23 protein-coding genes, 1 riboswitch and 1 other annotated feature are annotated in these 15,034 nt (G+C 49.4%); of the genes, 18 read left to right on the top strand and 5 right to left on the bottom strand.

Annotated elements, in window-relative coordinates; translation table 11 throughout:
- The first annotated feature begins 9 nt into the window (after positions 1-9).
- From IPL71_RS12295 to IPL71_RS12210, 18 genes are all read left to right on the top strand, one after another.
- A complete protein-coding gene (locus IPL71_RS12295) occupies positions 10-921 on the top strand; it encodes an ABC transporter substrate-binding protein (RefSeq protein ID WP_345321979.1) in 912 nt (303 codons plus the stop codon).
- Between the two features lie 37 nt (positions 922-958).
- A complete protein-coding gene (locus IPL71_RS12290; RefSeq protein ID WP_345321978.1) occupies positions 959-1,249 on the top strand; it encodes a hypothetical protein in 291 nt (96 codons plus the stop codon).
- Entirely contained in the window at positions 1,173-1,934 is a 762-nt protein-coding gene (locus IPL71_RS12285; RefSeq protein WP_345321976.1) for a FecCD family ABC transporter permease, read from the top strand. Before IPL71_RS12290 ends, IPL71_RS12285 begins: the two co-directional genes overlap by 77 nt.
- A gap of 66 nt (positions 1,935-2,000) precedes the next feature.
- Positions 2,001-2,210 (top strand): hypothetical protein, encoded by a 210-nt coding sequence (locus IPL71_RS12280; protein WP_345321974.1) that lies wholly within the window; start codon positions 2,001-2,003, stop codon positions 2,208-2,210.
- Positions 2,207-2,389, top strand: a complete 183-nt coding sequence (locus IPL71_RS12275; protein WP_345321972.1) for a histidine phosphatase family protein — start codon at positions 2,207-2,209, stop codon at positions 2,387-2,389. The genes IPL71_RS12280 and IPL71_RS12275 overlap by 4 nt, the downstream gene beginning before the upstream one ends.
- Positions 2,390-2,441: 52 nt before the next feature.
- Entirely contained in the window at positions 2,442-2,732 is a 291-nt protein-coding gene (locus tag IPL71_RS12270) for a histidine phosphatase family protein (protein ID WP_345321970.1), read from the top strand.
- Between the two features lies 1 nt (position 2,733).
- Complete coding sequence (locus IPL71_RS12265) at positions 2,734-2,928, top strand: bifunctional adenosylcobinamide kinase/adenosylcobinamide-phosphate guanylyltransferase (protein WP_345321968.1); 195 nt, start codon at positions 2,734-2,736, stop codon at positions 2,926-2,928.
- 13 nt (positions 2,929-2,941) lie between these two features.
- Complete coding sequence (locus IPL71_RS12260) at positions 2,942-3,463, top strand: GNAT family N-acetyltransferase (RefSeq protein ID WP_345321967.1); 522 nt, start codon at positions 2,942-2,944, stop codon at positions 3,461-3,463.
- 20 nt (positions 3,464-3,483) lie between these two features.
- Entirely contained in the window at positions 3,484-3,669 is a 186-nt protein-coding gene (locus IPL71_RS12255; protein ID WP_345321965.1) for an ATP-binding cassette domain-containing protein, read from the top strand.
- Positions 3,666-4,253: an ABC transporter ATP-binding protein gene (locus tag IPL71_RS12250; protein ID WP_345321964.1), complete on the top strand. Its 588-nt coding sequence runs from the start codon at positions 3,666-3,668 to the stop codon at positions 4,251-4,253. Before IPL71_RS12255 ends, IPL71_RS12250 begins: the two co-directional genes overlap by 4 nt.
- A gap of 42 nt (positions 4,254-4,295) precedes the next feature.
- Positions 4,296-4,543: a binding site (T-box leader), on the top strand.
- Positions 4,544-4,629: 86 nt separating this feature from the next.
- Complete coding sequence (locus IPL71_RS12245) at positions 4,630-5,568, top strand: class I tRNA ligase family protein (RefSeq protein WP_345321963.1); 939 nt, start codon at positions 4,630-4,632, stop codon at positions 5,566-5,568.
- Positions 5,451-6,785: a class I tRNA ligase family protein gene (locus IPL71_RS12240; protein ID WP_345321961.1), complete on the top strand. Its 1,335-nt coding sequence runs from the start codon at positions 5,451-5,453 to the stop codon at positions 6,783-6,785. Before IPL71_RS12245 ends, IPL71_RS12240 begins: the two co-directional genes overlap by 118 nt.
- Positions 6,786-6,813: 28 nt before the next feature.
- A complete protein-coding gene (locus tag IPL71_RS12235) occupies positions 6,814-7,074 on the top strand; it encodes a hypothetical protein (RefSeq protein WP_345321959.1) in 261 nt (86 codons plus the stop codon).
- Positions 7,075-7,162: 88 nt separating this feature from the next.
- A complete protein-coding gene (locus IPL71_RS12230) occupies positions 7,163-7,354 on the top strand; it encodes a hypothetical protein (protein WP_345321958.1) in 192 nt (63 codons plus the stop codon).
- A 93-nt stretch (positions 7,355-7,447) separates the two neighbouring features.
- On the top strand, positions 7,448-7,711 hold the full coding sequence (locus tag IPL71_RS12225; RefSeq protein WP_345321957.1) for a hypothetical protein: 264 nt from the start codon (positions 7,448-7,450) through the stop codon (positions 7,709-7,711).
- A 30-nt stretch (positions 7,712-7,741) separates the two neighbouring features.
- Positions 7,742-7,903: riboswitch (FMN riboswitch) on the top strand.
- Positions 7,904-8,098: 195 nt separating this feature from the next.
- Positions 8,099-8,860 (top strand): ABC transporter permease, encoded by a 762-nt coding sequence (locus IPL71_RS12220; RefSeq protein ID WP_345321956.1) that lies wholly within the window; start codon positions 8,099-8,101, stop codon positions 8,858-8,860.
- Positions 8,861-8,954: 94 nt separating this feature from the next.
- A complete protein-coding gene (locus IPL71_RS12215) occupies positions 8,955-9,935 on the top strand; it encodes an ABC transporter substrate-binding protein (RefSeq protein WP_345321955.1) in 981 nt (326 codons plus the stop codon).
- Between the two features lie 63 nt (positions 9,936-9,998).
- Complete coding sequence (locus IPL71_RS12210; RefSeq protein ID WP_345321953.1) at positions 9,999-10,745, top strand: ABC transporter ATP-binding protein; 747 nt, start codon at positions 9,999-10,001, stop codon at positions 10,743-10,745.
- 37 nt (positions 10,746-10,782) lie between these two features.
- Here IPL71_RS12210 and IPL71_RS12205 read toward each other — a convergent pair whose 3' ends face one another.
- The 5 genes from IPL71_RS12205 to rsgA form a co-directional block, all read right to left on the bottom strand.
- Positions 10,783-11,265 carry a ClbS/DfsB family four-helix bundle protein gene (locus tag IPL71_RS12205; protein ID WP_345321951.1) on the bottom strand — a complete coding sequence of 161 codons (483 nt, stop codon included), beginning with the start codon at positions 11,263-11,265 and terminating at the stop codon, positions 10,783-10,785.
- Positions 11,258-11,485, bottom strand: coding sequence for a DUF2277 domain-containing protein (locus tag IPL71_RS12200; RefSeq protein ID WP_345321950.1), 228 nt, complete (start codon positions 11,483-11,485; stop codon positions 11,258-11,260). The genes IPL71_RS12205 and IPL71_RS12200 overlap by 8 nt, the downstream gene beginning before the upstream one ends.
- 42 nt (positions 11,486-11,527) lie before the next feature.
- Positions 11,528-13,018 carry a sulfatase family protein gene (locus tag IPL71_RS12195; RefSeq protein ID WP_345321948.1) on the bottom strand — a complete coding sequence of 497 codons (1,491 nt, stop codon included), beginning with the start codon at positions 13,016-13,018 and terminating at the stop codon, positions 11,528-11,530.
- Positions 13,019-14,026, bottom strand: coding sequence for a DNA polymerase III subunit delta' (gene holB / locus IPL71_RS12190; protein ID WP_345321946.1), 1,008 nt, complete (start codon positions 14,024-14,026; stop codon positions 13,019-13,021). It lies immediately after the preceding gene.
- Between the two features lie 87 nt (positions 14,027-14,113).
- A complete protein-coding gene (rsgA, locus tag IPL71_RS12185) occupies positions 14,114-15,022 on the bottom strand; it encodes a ribosome small subunit-dependent GTPase A (RefSeq protein ID WP_345321944.1) in 909 nt (302 codons plus the stop codon).
- Positions 15,023-15,034 lie beyond the last annotated feature (12 nt).

Genomic DNA, 15,034 nt, shown 5'->3' with positions numbered 1-15,034 from the left:
AGATGTAAAATGTTTCGCAAAACTTTACTTTTGACTTTATTGCTGGCACTCTTCATTGCCGGATGTGCCCCCGCCACCGAAGCTCCTGTTTCAGCGGCGATCACACTCACAGATGGGCTGGGCAGGCCTGTCGTTATGAATGGCGCGGCGCAGCGCATCATCTCATTGGCTCCATCCAATACAGAAATCCTCTTTGCAGTTGGTGCAGGAGCCCAGGTTATCGGCCGTGACGCCTATAGCGACTATCCGGCTGAGGCCCTGGATGTTGCCGATATTGGCGATACCTATGCAGGCTTAAACACTGAGTTGATCGTTTCCTTAAAGCCTGATCTAATTCTCGCCGCGGAGATCAACACAGCCGAACAGGTGAAGGCGCTCGAAGATTTGGGGTTGACTGTTTACTATTTGAAGAACCCAAACACATTGGAAGAAATGTATACCAACCTTGAGATCGTCGCCCAGTTGACCGGACAGGACCCAACCAAGTTGACCGATTCACTTAAGGCCCGCGTCGCCGCAGTGGATGAAAAGATATTGCCGCTTAGTTCTCGCATTAGTGTCTTCTATGAATTGGATGGCACCGATCCGGCCAAACCATACACAGCAGGCAGCGGTACATTTATCAATTTATTAATTGAGCGTGCCGGTGGCTATAACATTGCATCAGACATTGAAGGCTATCCCCAATTAAGTTTGGAGCAGGTGGTTGCCGCTGACCCGATGTTTATTGTCCTTGGTGATTCTGCTTTTGGTGTCACAGCGGAAGCGGTTGCTGCACGCCCCGGCTGGGAAAATCTGAGCGCCGTAAAGAGCGGACAGGTTTTGCCCTTCGATGATAATTTACTCAGCCGCCCCGGTCCGCGTTTGGTGGATGGTTTGGAAGCGCTGGCGAAGTTGTTGAGACCCGGTCTTTTTGAGTAAATAAGTTACAAGTCCACAAGTAAACACGGATACATCTGTGTCCTTGTGGACTTGTTTGCCCGCCTACATTCCCATGCGCCGTTCACCTTATCTTTCCTCTTTCCTCTTTCTTCTCATCACCCTGCTTCTCAGCCTGGCGGTTGGTTCCATTTTTATTCCGCCTGCTGAATTGTGGCGCGCATTAACCGGAGTCAACCAACAGCGAAACTTTTCGCACGATCCTGTGGGATATTCGCCTGCCGCGCACGGTCTTGATCGCATTGGTGGGTGCGGCATTATCTGGAAGCGGCGCGGCGTATCAGGGACTGTTCCGCAATCCGCTGGCTGACCCGTATTTGATCGGTGTGGCTTCTGGTGCAGGATTGGGCGCGGTGCTGGCGATGTCTATCCAATGGCCGTATATCACGCTTGGGTTTTTGGCTGTACCGCTGGCTGTGTTCATCGCCAGTTTGTTGACGATCTATCTGGTTTATTTATTTGCGAATGTGGGCGGCACTGTACCAACGACCAGTTTAATTTTGGCGGGCGTGGCTTTTTCATCCTTCGCAACCTCGTTGACATCTTTCCTCATGCTGCGTTCCACAGGTGAATTGCGCCGCGCCATTGGCTGGTTGTTGGGCGGAGTGAGTCTGCTCGGCTGGAATGTGACTCTGGCGCTTGTCCCTTATTTATTGATCGGTCTAACGACGCTGGTCTTAAACGGATATGCACTGAATCTTTTACAGTTTGGCGATGATCAGGCGCTGCAAATGGGATTAAATGTGCGCCGCGCAAAATTCATCATTATCGTTGCAGCGTCACTGGTAACAGCGGCAGCGGTTTCATTTGCTGGAATCATCGGCTTCGTTGGTTTGATCGTTCCGCACGTTGTCCGCATCTGGTGGGGCGTGGACTATCGCCGCATTATTCCGCTGAGCATTATCGGCGGTGCGGGCGCCTTATTACTGGCAGATATTCTGGCACGTGTGGTCGTGCGCCGCAGGAATTGCCGCTTGGAATTGTCACTGCTTTAGCGGGTGCTCCATTTTTTCTTTGGGTGTTACGAAAAGCGAAAAATCAAGGAATTTGGTGAGATCATTATGAATAAGAATCCCCAAAAAGGATTACTGATCGTCAACGCCGGCGACGGCACAGTCACAACACTGGTTGAAACATTAATCCTGGTATTTTTTACTTCATCATTCATAATCCTTCATCCTTTCCCTTATGAAACTTCTCCCCTCACCCGCCACGGACAAACTGACTGGAACATCGCAGGACGCTATCAGGACAAAGCGATGTCCCGTTGAATCAAACTGGACAAACACAAGCCGCACAAATTGCAAAGCGGCTTTCAACAGAAACAATCCACGCCATTTACACCAGCGACCTTTCACGCGCCACAAACACAGCGCAAGCTATCGCGGATTTTCATCAACTTGAAATCAAAAAAGATTCCCGTTTGCGCGCACTTTCATTTGGCGATTAAAGGCATGGACTTATAAGGAAATGTCTGCTCATTCACCTGACCTGTTCTCAAAATGGATGACGGACTCAATGAATATTTCCGCCAAACGGCGAGACACTCTCAACTGGCAGCACGGGTTAAGTCTGCTTTTGATCAGATCAAGGATGATCACAAAGACCAGACCGTGTTGGTCGTTTCACACAGCGGCGCACTTCAATCTTTGCTGGCCGTCACCCTCGGTGTGGATTTGAACCGCTACTGGCAATTCCGCGTTTCACAGGCTTCGCTCTCTGAACTGATCGTGCAGGAAGATGCCGTCACATTAAATCTCTTAAATGACGTATCGCATTTTCAGGTAATCTAGCATGAGCAAACTTACCCACATCTTCGGCGGCGAATGGCTGATCGTTCCCAACGAAATTGGCATTGGAATTGGAATTGTGCCCGCTTGTCCACTGGGACGCATGTACCGCGACGCGCTCGGCCGCGCCAATCAAATGCTCGCACGCGAAGCGCAAAACGTCATCTTCATGGTGGCAGCATCAACGACGATCAAATAAGGAAGGCCATTTTATGGAATTTATTATTCACAAAACAGATTTACAGAACGCGCCAAAAGCGAATCTGTTTTCGCGCAAGTTCATTGTCAGCTCAAGAGTTGTCCTTGAAATTGAAAAAGAGAAGCTTATATATTCGGTCACAGATGTTGAACCCTACGAAAGGGACATTCCTGCACAAGATACAGATTACGGCTTTGGCGAAAGCCCTGCGCCAGTCGTCTTTTTCACTGAAGCAGGCTCGCCCGCGAAACTTGCAGGGCGCATTCGCATGGTTGCATGGTGGAATCAATTTGCTTATGTAGATGACATCGTTGTGAATCCGGAATATCGCGGCACAGGTGTCGGGCGCGCATTGCTCGAGCACGGAATCCAATGGGCACGCGAAAATAATTTCCCGGGCGTTATGCTCGAAACGCAGGATGATAATGTCCCTGCCTGTACCTTGTATCAAAAATATGGGTTTGTCTTAAGCGGTTTTGACAGCAGTGTCTACAAAGCCATTAACCCAAACACAAAAGAAACCGCGTTATTTTAGTATCTAATCTTCTAACAGCCATGCTTAAAATTCAAAACCTCTCCGCCTCTTATCATAATCGCCAGGTCTTGCACGATGTTTCCTTCGACGTAAAAAACGGCGAAGTGCTCGCGTTGATCGGTCCCAACGGTGCGGGAAAATCCACCATCATCCACGCTGCGAGCGGTGGATCCTTCCACAGGAAACATCCGCACCAACGGCGATGACTTTCAAACTCTCACGCCGCTCCAGCGCGCGCTATCTCGCCGTTGTCCCGCAGGCAATTGCATTACCGCCCGCCTTCACTGTCTGGGAGACTGTTTTAATGGGACGCACGCCCTACCTCGGATTTTTAGGTCACGCATCTTCCCTCGACGAAGAACTGGCCCGGCGATCCTTAGACAGAGTCAACGCTTTGGCATTCGCCGAACGCCCCGTCGGAGAATTATCAGGCGGCGAAGCACAGCGTATTTTATTGGCGCGTGCCTTGTGCCAATCCACACCGATTCTTTTGCTCGATGAACCCACCGCTCATTTAGACTTGCAATATCAAGTCAGCTTATTGGAATTGATTCGAGAACTCGCTCACACAGAAGATCTTGCCGTACTGGTCGCCTTGCACGATCTCAACCTCGCCGCTCATTTTGCAGACCGCGTAGCCCTGCTGGTCGGTGGTCACCTCAAAGCCATTGGCACCCCGCGCGAAGTATTGACCTCTGAATTAATATCCGAAGCCTACTGTCTGCCCGTACAGGTCGTCGAACATCCATTCATGGGAGGTCCGCTGGTACTGCCGGAAGCTGCGAAGTAATTGACCCTGTAATTTTTCTTGACGCATTCTTCTCTCACGCATATAATCCCAACCATTCAGAAGTAGTAAGTGAAAAATACCTGATAGAGAAGGATGTGCTCGGTGGAAGCATCCGCAGGGAATCATCACTGAAGTCGTCTGATAAGACTGCCGAAGAAAACCAATTATCTTGGTCAGTAGAACGGCACGGGATCGCCCGTTACAGCATGGACTGATGAATGTCAGTCGCAAAGTGTGCTAAGTAATTAGCGAACTGAGGTGGTACCGCGGAGCAATACTTCGTCCTCAATTTGGATGAAGTATTTTTGTTTTAAAGATACGTCTATAAAAATGTAAACAAGTCCATGTGTACTTGTTTACTCAACAAGGAGCAAAAATGGCAAAACAAGAACTACCCAAAGCATACGACTTCAAATCCACTGAACAGCGCATTTACGCCATGTGGGAAACAGGCGGATTCTTCAAGCCGCATAATGATCCCAACAAACCCGGTTTCGACCCGAATGTCAAACCTTTTGTCCTTACGATCCCACCGCCCAATGTGACCGGCGAACTGCACATTGGGCACGCCATGTTCGTCAGTGTGGAAGATCTCATGGTGCGCTATCACCGCATGAAGGGCTTTTCAACTTTAGGGGTTCCCGGCACCGATCACGCCGGCATCGCCACACAACTCATGGTGGAACGCGATCTGCTTAAAAATGACGAAGTGACTCGCGAAGAACTGGGCCGCGAAAAATTCGTGGAACGCACCTGGGAATGGAAACGAAAATATGGCGGCATGATCACCAATCAAATTCGACGCATGGGCGCATCCTGTGACTGGGACCGCGAGCGCTTCACCCTTGACGAAGGCCTGAGTCGGGCAGTTCGAGAGGCATTCGTTCGTCTGTATGAAAAAGGACTGATCTATCGCGGCCCGCGTCTCATCAACTGGTCACCGGGACTCAAGACCGCTGTGTCAGATTTGGAAGTGGAATATAACGAAGAACAAGCCACGTTATATTATTTCAAATATATGATCGCAGGTTCAGACGAATTTATTCCCGTCGCCACGGTCCGTCCCGAAACGATTCTTGGGGATACCGCTGTGGCAGTCCACCCTGAGGATGAACGCTTTAAGAAATTCATCGGCATGAAAGCCATTGTCCCGATCTTGGCCGCGAGATTCCAGTCATCGCCGATGATTATGTCAGCATGGAATTCGGTACGGGTGCGCTTAAGATCACGCCGGGGCACGACCCGAATGACTATGCCATCGCGCAACGCCATAATTTACCGATCATCTCGGTTTTGGATAAGGCGGCGAAAATAAATGAGAATGGCGGCCAATATCAAGGTCAGGATCGATTCGAGGCACGTAAAAAAATCTGGGCTGATATGAAAGCCGCGGACCTCGTCATCAAGACCGAGCCGTACGCCACAACAATTCCACGCTCACAACGCGGCGGCGAAATTGTCGAGCCGATGATCTCCGAGCAATGGTTCGTCAAAATGGAATCGCTCGCGAACAAAGGCCTTGATGCCGTGCATAATGGACAGATCAAGATCGTGCCCGAGCGTTTTGAAAAAGTATATTACAACTGGCTCGACAATATTAAAGACTGGTGCATCAGCCGCCAACTCTGGTGGGGACATCGCATTCCGGTTTGGTATTGTCCCGACAATCATATGACCGTGACGCGCGAAGACCCAACCCAATGCGCCACCTGCGGCTCGAAGGAAATTCGTCAGGATGATGATGTGTTGGATACATGGTTTTCTTCAGGCTTGTGGCCGTTCTCCACTTTGGGCTGGCCCGAGCAAACACCCGACCTGAAATATTTTTACCCAACTTCCTACATGGAAACGGGTTACGATATTTTGTTCTTCTGGGTTGCGCGCATGATCATGAGCGGGCTTGAATTTACAGAAGCGCCGCCCTTCCATACCGTCTATTTACATGGACTCGTGCGCGATGAGCATGGACATAAAATGTCGAAGACCAAAGGCAATGTGCTCGATCCGCTAGTCGTGATGGACGAGTTCGGCACAGACGCGCTGCGCTTCACAATGCTGGTGGGCTCCACACCCGGCAACGATACGAACGTCGGCGTTAAGAAAGTGGAAGCCAACCGCAACTTCGCCAATAAAATTTGGAATGCGGGTAGGTTTGTGATCAATGCGATTGATGGGCTTAGTGATAAGGAATTAGGAATTAGGAATCAGGAATCCTTAGCTCCTAATCACCTAATCCCTAATTCCTATTCCCTTGCTGATTCATGGATCTGGGCCAAACTGCAAACCCTCACCCGCAATGTGGAACGTCAATTCCAAAACTTCCAATACGGGCAGGCGGGTCAGGAAATTTATGAATTTATCTGGAACGACTTTGCAGACTGGTACGTGGAAGTTTCTAAAGGACAAATGCAGAATGCTGCGACCAAAAAGCAGACTGTTGAAACTTTGGCGCGTGTGTTTGATACCTGTTTGCGTTTGCTCCATCCCTTCACACCTTTCATTACTGAAGAAGTGTGGGGACATCTGCGCTAATATGATTCTTAATCGCTAATTGCGGAGATTGCCAAAGATTGGCCCACGGCACTCATCGTTGCGCGCTTCCCCCGAGCCGCGTGAACCTGAAGGCTGGGAAGAATCCAAGGTTGCTGATTTCACCCCGATTCAAGATATGATCCGTTCAATTCGTAACTTGCGCTCAGAAAAAGGTATTGCCCCATCAAAGAAACTCACGGCTCAATTCTCTGCCGGCGACAAAACTGATCTGCTCAAGGATCAGGCTCAAATGATCGCCGCCTTGCTGGTTTGGATTCCTCACTTCTGAAATTCATTCTTCCCTTACAACAAAACCGGAAGATGCCGCTGTCCTTGTTGCTGGCACAGTTGAGATCTATATTCCGCTCGCTGGATTGGTGGACATTGCAAATGACAAGCCGCGCCTTGAGAAGGAATTAAAAGAAGCGCAGTCTCATATCGAACGCCTCGAAAAACTGCTCTCCAGTGATTTCGCTAACAAGGCTCCCGCCGCGCTGGTCGCCAAGGAAGCGGAGAAATTAGCCGCTTATAAAGACACCGCTGAGAAGATCAAGGCACAGTTGAAGTAGCCCGTACACAAGTGTGATTTACCGGCCATATACTTTACAGTAAAAATAGTGTTGATGATCTTCATCAACACTATTTTTATTCTGGAGGAAAAAATGAAAAACCCAATTCAGTATGCGCCCTGTCCGCAGTGTGGGCAAAGTGCAGCAAAAAAAGTCAGCTACACCTGGTGGGGCGGCGCGGTTGGTCCGTCCATGTTTACGCATGTGAAATGCCAGAGCTGCGGCACGCAATATAACGGCAAGACCGGCCAATCAAATCAGCAAAATATTCTTATTTATTTTCTGGTCTCAATGGTGATCTCTTTTTGTTTATGCGGCGGGCTGGTCGCGCTGAATATTATCCTAAACAATAATTAACTTTATTGCGCTATAATCAAACTACAACTTAATAACCTTCGGGGCAGGGTGCAATTCCCGATCGGTGGTAAAGCCCACGAGCCTCTTTGGGCAGTGACAATTTCCTTTTTGGGAAATGGGTACCGCAAAAAGCGGGCATGACTCGGTGTGATTCCGGGGCCGACAGTATAGTCTGGATAGTAGAAGGTATATGACAGGACCAAGTGGTCTCTGTGTAGATTCACGCCCCGAAAACATTTCTTTGTTTTCGGGATTTTTTTAAAGTGACATCCGCATCAGACTCCGCTCTGGCCTGCCTTCACGCCCCGCAGTTGATTCTAGCGAGGCGTTTTTGTTTATTAAGACCTGACAGGTTTATATAAACCTGTCAGGTCTCCGGTGAAAACTATGAAAATATCATTCTCACGTTGGCTCGGTACGATTTCCATTCTTTTCGGCATTCTGGCCTGGGGACTGATCGCACATTTGAGCGGCTTGCCCAAATTCATTCTGCCCTCGCCCGTGGATGTGTGGACTCGTCTACTTAAATCTCTGGCAGATGGAAGCCTGCTGTATCACACGAGCGTCACTTTGCTGGAGATCATGCTTGGCTTGCTGGTCGGTGTGACATGCGCCACGGTGCTGGGATATTTACTTGCCAAATCGCGCTCACTGGAAAAGATTCTTTCACCATATCTGGTGGCGAGTCAGGCGATTCCCATCGTGGCGATTGCGCCGTTACTGGTCATCTGGCTGGGACAGGGTATGTTGTCGAAAGTGGTCATCTGCGCCTTGATCGTGTTCTTTCCGGTGTTGGTGAATACAGTGGTGGGCGTGCGGGCTGTTCCGCCAGCGTTGTATGACATGATGAATTCATTGCGCGCCTCACGCTGGCAGGTGATGACCAAACTCGAAGTGCCGGCGTCTCTGCCCGTGCTGTTAGGCGGATTAAGAATCGGCGCCACGTTATCGGTCATCGGCGCCATCGTGGGTGAGTTGGTGGATGCAAAGGAAGGTCTCGGATTTTTGTTGAAGGTCGGAGATTTTCAATATGATACGTCAATGGTGTTTGTGGCGGTGATGATGCTGGTGGCGTTGGCACTGTCGTTATATGGAATCGTAACGGTGCTTGAAAAAAGATTTTTAAAATGGCAACAAACTACACCCTGAGTAATTTACATGCTGAGCGGAGTGAGCGCACTTTGCCACAAAGAACACGTGGCTCCGCTCAGCATGTAGTTTAAAAAATTATAGGAGAAATACAATGTTGAAGAAATTAGTTTTACTTATGCTCGGGCTGGCGATCAGCCTTTCGGCCTGTGGCGGTTCACAGGTCCAGAATGATGCGGGCACGTTGACGAAGATCCGCCTGCCGATGGGATATATTGCCAATATCCAGTATGCGCCTTTTTATGAGGCCATCGAAAAAGGATATTTTAAAGAGGCCGGGATCGAGATTGAGTTTGATTATTCATTTGAGACCGACGGCGTGAAATTGGTGGGCGCGGGGGAACTTCCGTTTGCAGTGGTTTCGGGTGAACAGGTGCTGCTGGCGCGCGCGCAGGAAGTGCCGGTGACGTATGTGGCGGCGTGGTATCAACAGTATCCGATTTCGGTCATTGCAAAAAGCGACGCGGGAATTGTTACGCCGCAGGATTTGAAGGGCACGACGATTGGTTTGCCCGGTTTGTTTGGCGCGAATTATATTGGCTTGCGTGCTTTGTTATTTTCTGCGGGTTTGAGCGAGTCGGATGTGACATTGGTGGAGGTCGGTTTTAATCAGGTGGAATTATTTGCCGCGGGCAAACAAAATATTGTAGTGGGTTATGCCGCGAATGAACCGATCCAGTTGAAGGCGCAGGGTTTTGATGTGACCGAATTGCGCGTGGCTGATTCTGTGCAACTGGCCGCGAATGGACTTTTGGCGAGCGAGAAAATAATTGCAGAAGACCCCGAGTTGGTTCGCGCGTTTGTGGGCGCGTTTTTGAAGGGATTAAAATTCACGAATGAAAATCCTGATGAAGCGTATGCGTTGAGCGCAACCTACATCCCAAATTTTGCCGACCTTGATGAAAAAGTTCAAAAGGAAATTCTTGCCACGTCGATTGAAATGTGGAAGGCTGAGCGCCTTGGGTATTCTGATCCGCAGGCCTGGGAGAATATGCAAACCATTTTGCTTGAGATGGGTTTGATCCCCGAGAATATGGATTTGAACAAAGCATTTACAAATTCATTCGTGCCGTAATTTATGTGTCACGTATCACGTTTCATGTATCAAGTGAAGCGTGACGTGTGAAGCGTGAAAATTATGAAACCTTCCCCGATCCTCACTGTAAAAGATCTCTCCGTTGTTTTTCCCGACAGCAACGGCGGATTGCACGCGCTTGAAAATATTTCCTTTGAAGTTTGTCCGCGTGATTTTATTTGTTTTCTCGGGCCATCGGGTTCGGGCAAGACCACGCTTCTAAAAATTCTCGCGAGTCTTTTGCAGCCTACAACCGGCGAAATTAATTTCAGCGGCAATCGCCGGCCTGAGGTTGGCATGGTTTTTCAACAATCCAATCTTATGCCCTGGCGCACCGTGATGGACAATATTAAACTTCCGCTTGAGTTGGATGGGGTGGGCGAATCTGAAGCGCGCGCAAAAGCCGGCGAGATGATCGATCTGGTTGGATTAAATGGATTCGAAGACTCGTGGCCGCGTGACTTATCCGGCGGCATGGCGCAGCGCGTGGGGATCGCGCGCGCGCTCATCCATGACCCCGACCTGCTTCTGCTCGATGAGCCTTTTGCCTCGCTGGATGCTCTCACCCGCGAACGCATGTGGACGGAGTTATCGCGTATCTGGCAGGCCAAACAAAAGACGGTCATCATGGTGACGCACTCCATCAATGAATCGTTATTTCTCGCGGACCGTGTGCTGGTGCTGACTCAGCGCCCAGGCAAAATAAAATTAGATGTGGAAGTTGATCTCCCACGCCCCAGAAAAGATGATATCCGCTACACGCCGCATTTTGGGAAACTGGCGCGAAAATTACGTGATGCGATTGAGTAAACAAAAATCCTTCGGCCTAAAGCCGAAGGATTTTTGTTTACTTTGTATGAAATGCTTCCACGATCTCTTCTCTATGCTTGCGATAATCGCGGACGAGTGAATCTACACAGCGTGCAATTGTCGCCGGATTGCCGCGATAATGGACAATGCCCGTATCCAACTCCCATTCACTTTCGGGAATGGTTTTTAGATAAGTGATTAACGCTTTCTTGGTGGAAGTAATATCTTCAAGTAATTCATTCAAGTCTGTGGACGGGAACTGTGTAAAGAATCTCGCGTTGACCTTTCGATAATCATTTGTGCCATCGTAAAAGTAGAAAGGTTCCGCGCCTTCACGCAATGCGCTGCATCCTGCCAATGTGATTCGATTCCACCCAATGAAATGCGCCGCAATATCGCGCGGTGTCCAATCGCCAAGAGACGCGAGAAAATTTTCAGCAGAAAGTCCCTGCATGGTTTGCATGAAGATTGTATAGTTAGTTTCCAGATCGGTGAGTTGTTTGTCGCGTGGGTCAAACATGGGAGGTTTCTCCATGGGTGGTTTTATTCGCAAGTATTTCCAGCATCTTCCGCGTGGACTCTGCAACTTCATCAACTGCCTTCTGAAAAGTTTCCTCATTGGCCTTGGAAGGTTTTCGATACCCGCTGACCTTCCTCACATATTGCAATGCTGCTTCTTGAATCTCCTGCTCGGTGGCGGGGCGGTCTGGTAATCGTAATGGTTTAATGCTTCGGCACATATTGATTCTCCAATAAAAGATAAAGATTTCGAAAATCTACTTCTACTCTAACTTTAATTCAATCAATCTTTTTTGTAACTGAGCTTGTATCTCTGCATACGCAGACTGATCTGCAACATTTTCCAATTCATACGGATCGTTCTTGAGGTCGTAAAGTTCCTTCTCGCCGGTTGAATATTCCACATACTTCCATTCAGAATTGCGCACCGCGTAAAACTCGGGAATTTTTGAACCAATGCCGTCTTCGGTGGGCCAATGCTCGAAGAGCAGGTCATCGCGCCAGATCGCATTCGGGTCATTTAACAATGGCAGCAGACTCATCCCGTTTACAGAATCAGGGATCGGGGCATTTGCCAGATCCGCGAAGGTGGGGGCGAGGTCAATGTTTGCGGCAAATTTTGTCTCACTGCGTGCAGGGAACATGCCGGGCGCATACACGATAAAAGGGACACGAATGCAGCTTTCGTAGGGACAGTTTTTCGTTAAGCCGAATCCGTGGTCGCCAATAGTCAACCCGTTATCTGAAAGATAAACAATGATCGTCTTCTCGCTTAAGCCTGTTTTATCCAGCATATTCAAAATGGACGCCACACCATCGTCCACAGAAAGCAGGGAACGCAGAATTTGTTTATAAGTAATATCGATCTTTTCGACCGCGATGGAATTTAATTCCTGTAAATATAACGGCTTATCGCTGCGGTCTTCCTCCATGAAGCTTGGATTACGATACGGCTCCGCTTGCAGCGCCGAGTTCGCACGGAATTGCGGGTCACTTCGTTCCGCCCATTTATAAGGTGAGTGCGGATTGTAATAACCGACCAACATAAAGAACGGCTCATCTTTGGAAGACGCAATAAAATCAATTGCGTTGCGTGTCACCATGTCGGTGCCAAAGATGGCATTGTCTTGTGTGTACTCGACCACATTCCCGTTTTCCGAAAGACTGTAATCCGTGTAATACGATGACGACCCCGTATCGTCGTCTGTGAGATTTCTGCCGAGGAACACACTCCAGCTATCCCAACCCGGGGGAACATATCCGAGCGGAGTGAGCGCATCGTAATCATTTAAATATTTTCCGTAATAGGCCGTACGATAGCCTGCGTTTTGCAGCCATGTCGCAATGGACGACTGATCGTCAAATTTTGGCGCGCCGCCCATCGGCATTCGGTCTGTGTAAACCTGATGATTGTGTACATACTCACCCGTCAAAATACTTGAACGGCTTGGGCAGCAGAGTGGTGTGGTCACGAATCCATTTTCAAAATTGACCCCATTTTTAATCAGCACATCGCGCACTGTCGGCATAAATTGCGTGGTTTCATAAGGTTGGTCATCGGTCAGGATGAAAATAATATTGGGACGTTCATCATCCAGACGCGTCTGCGCCGCCGCTTCACTCTCCACCTCGAACAGGGTCGGTGTGTAAACAGCCGCATCCCCGCTGACAGTTGGAGTCGATTGTGTCTCCGCGCATCCAGCGAGCAGCATCATGCTTCCAAGAACAAAAAAAATATATTTTATGTATTTCATTTACACCTTCGGCCAATCGAGCAATAATACTTCTGCCACCATCCGCGCATTCACATTGCGGTCAAGTTTTTCCAGCGCTGACTCCAACTCTCCGACCACACGCCGCGCAGTGGATAGATCCAATCGTCCGGCTAGGAATTCGATCTCCATGTTGCGGTCAATGTTGGTCAGCGGAGTTTCAGCCTGTGCCACACGCAGCATGACATCACGCCAGTATGAAAGCCAGATCAAGATCGTCTGACGCATCACGTCTTTATCTTTCGAGAGTTTATCAGCATAGGAAAATTTTTCAACACGCGGCGCGGGCAATAAGGTTTGCAGATCATCCAGACGTTCCTCCCGTTTTTCAAGCAAAGTGAAATCATCGATCAGTTTACGCGCGTAGCCGGGGCGTCCGCCTGAAATGTGACTGAGCAAACGCGCGCGTTCTTCATCCACACCGCGCGCGAGCAAGTCCGATTCAATCGCGCTGACGGGTAACGCACGCAGACGCAATATCTCGCAGCGTGAAACAATGGTTGGTAAAAGTTGCTCGGGTGTATCGGCGGTCAATAACAGAATGGCATGAGCAGGCGCTTCTTCAAGCGTTTTTAGCAGGGCATTGGCGGCGTTGTCGTTGGCTTCTTGAAAACGTAAAAACAAAGCCACGCGAAATTTTGCCTGATATGGTCTAAGCGATAGGGAATGCTGCACCGCGCGCACCTGATCCACTTTGAGCGTGCCGCCATCTTTGGGCTGACCATCACCATCCTGGGATTGGATCACCAGCATATCGGGGTGACGCATTTCTTCGATCTGTTTGCAATCACGGCAATGGCCGCAGGGAATACCAGCGGCGATGGGCTTTGTGCAGTTTAATGCCTGAGCGAGGCGCAATGCCAGAGTACGGCGTCCCAGGCCGGGAGGTCCGCAAAAAAGATACGCGTGCCTTACATCCCCGCGCGCCGCGTGCTGATGGAGCATATCCACAGCCCATTCGTGTCCGAGCATATTCCAGTTATCAGCCATTCATTAGTATCCAGTTATCAGTTGTCAGTAATCAGTCCCCAATCATAAATCGCAAATCAAAAATCGTAAATCAGCAATCGTAAATTATTACTCCTGCCCCGCCCTCAGTCTTAAATATGAATCATATCTTTCAGGATGAATCGTACCGGCTTTCAACGCCGCCAGCACCGCGCAGCCCGGCTCGTGTTTATGCGAGCAATCACTGAATTGACATTGCGGCACAAGATCACGCAAGTCGGGGAAGTATGCATCGATCTCTTCGGCTTCGGTATCCCATAACGCGAGGCTCTTCCAGCCCGGCGTATCGGCTACATATCCGCCGCCATCCAGCGCGAACATCTGGCGTGTGACGGTGGTGTGGCGTCCCTTTTTCATGGCTGTGCTGATCTCGTTCACGGCCAGCCCCAGTCCGGCTTGAATCTCATTTAACAAACTTGATTTCCCAACACCGCTCGGGCCTGCCAGCGCGCTGACTTTATTTTGCAATTGTGCTTTTAATTCATCCAGCCCGGTGCGTGTTTTTGTGGAAGTGTAGATCACCCGATAGCCGATCGATTCATACACGTTAAAAAGTTCACGCGCGTTTTCAACCAGATCAATTTTGTTCGCAATGATCACAGCCGGAACTTTTTGTTTTTCAGTGGTGACAAGAAACCGATCTAACATTCTTAATTTTGGATTCGGATTCGCACACGCAAAGACGAATACCGCCTGATCGGCATTTGCCAGCAGAACCTGTTGATACACACCCTGGGGCCGCGGGTCCAACCTGACGATGGCCTGTTTGCGCTCCTCGACATTTTCGATCACCCCGGAACCATCTGCCAAAATCGTGTACTGCACATGATCGCCCAATGCGGCAATATCGCCAACTGCCCGACCCTGCTTTAATTTGCCGCGCAACTGACAAATGACAAGACCCTCACCAGTTTCTACTGTAAAGAAACCGGATTGGGCCTTGATGATTAAACCTTGTTTATAAATTTCGTTCGTCAAATAATCACCTTG

Origin of the sequence: Candidatus Villigracilis proximus (assembly GCF_016717045.1) — a bacterium.
GTDB classification, from domain to species: Bacteria; Chloroflexota; Anaerolineae; order Anaerolineales; family Villigracilaceae; genus Villigracilis; species Villigracilis proximus.
The sequence above is the reverse complement of the archived record's forward strand: the minus strand, read 5'-3'. Positions and strand labels throughout refer to the sequence as shown.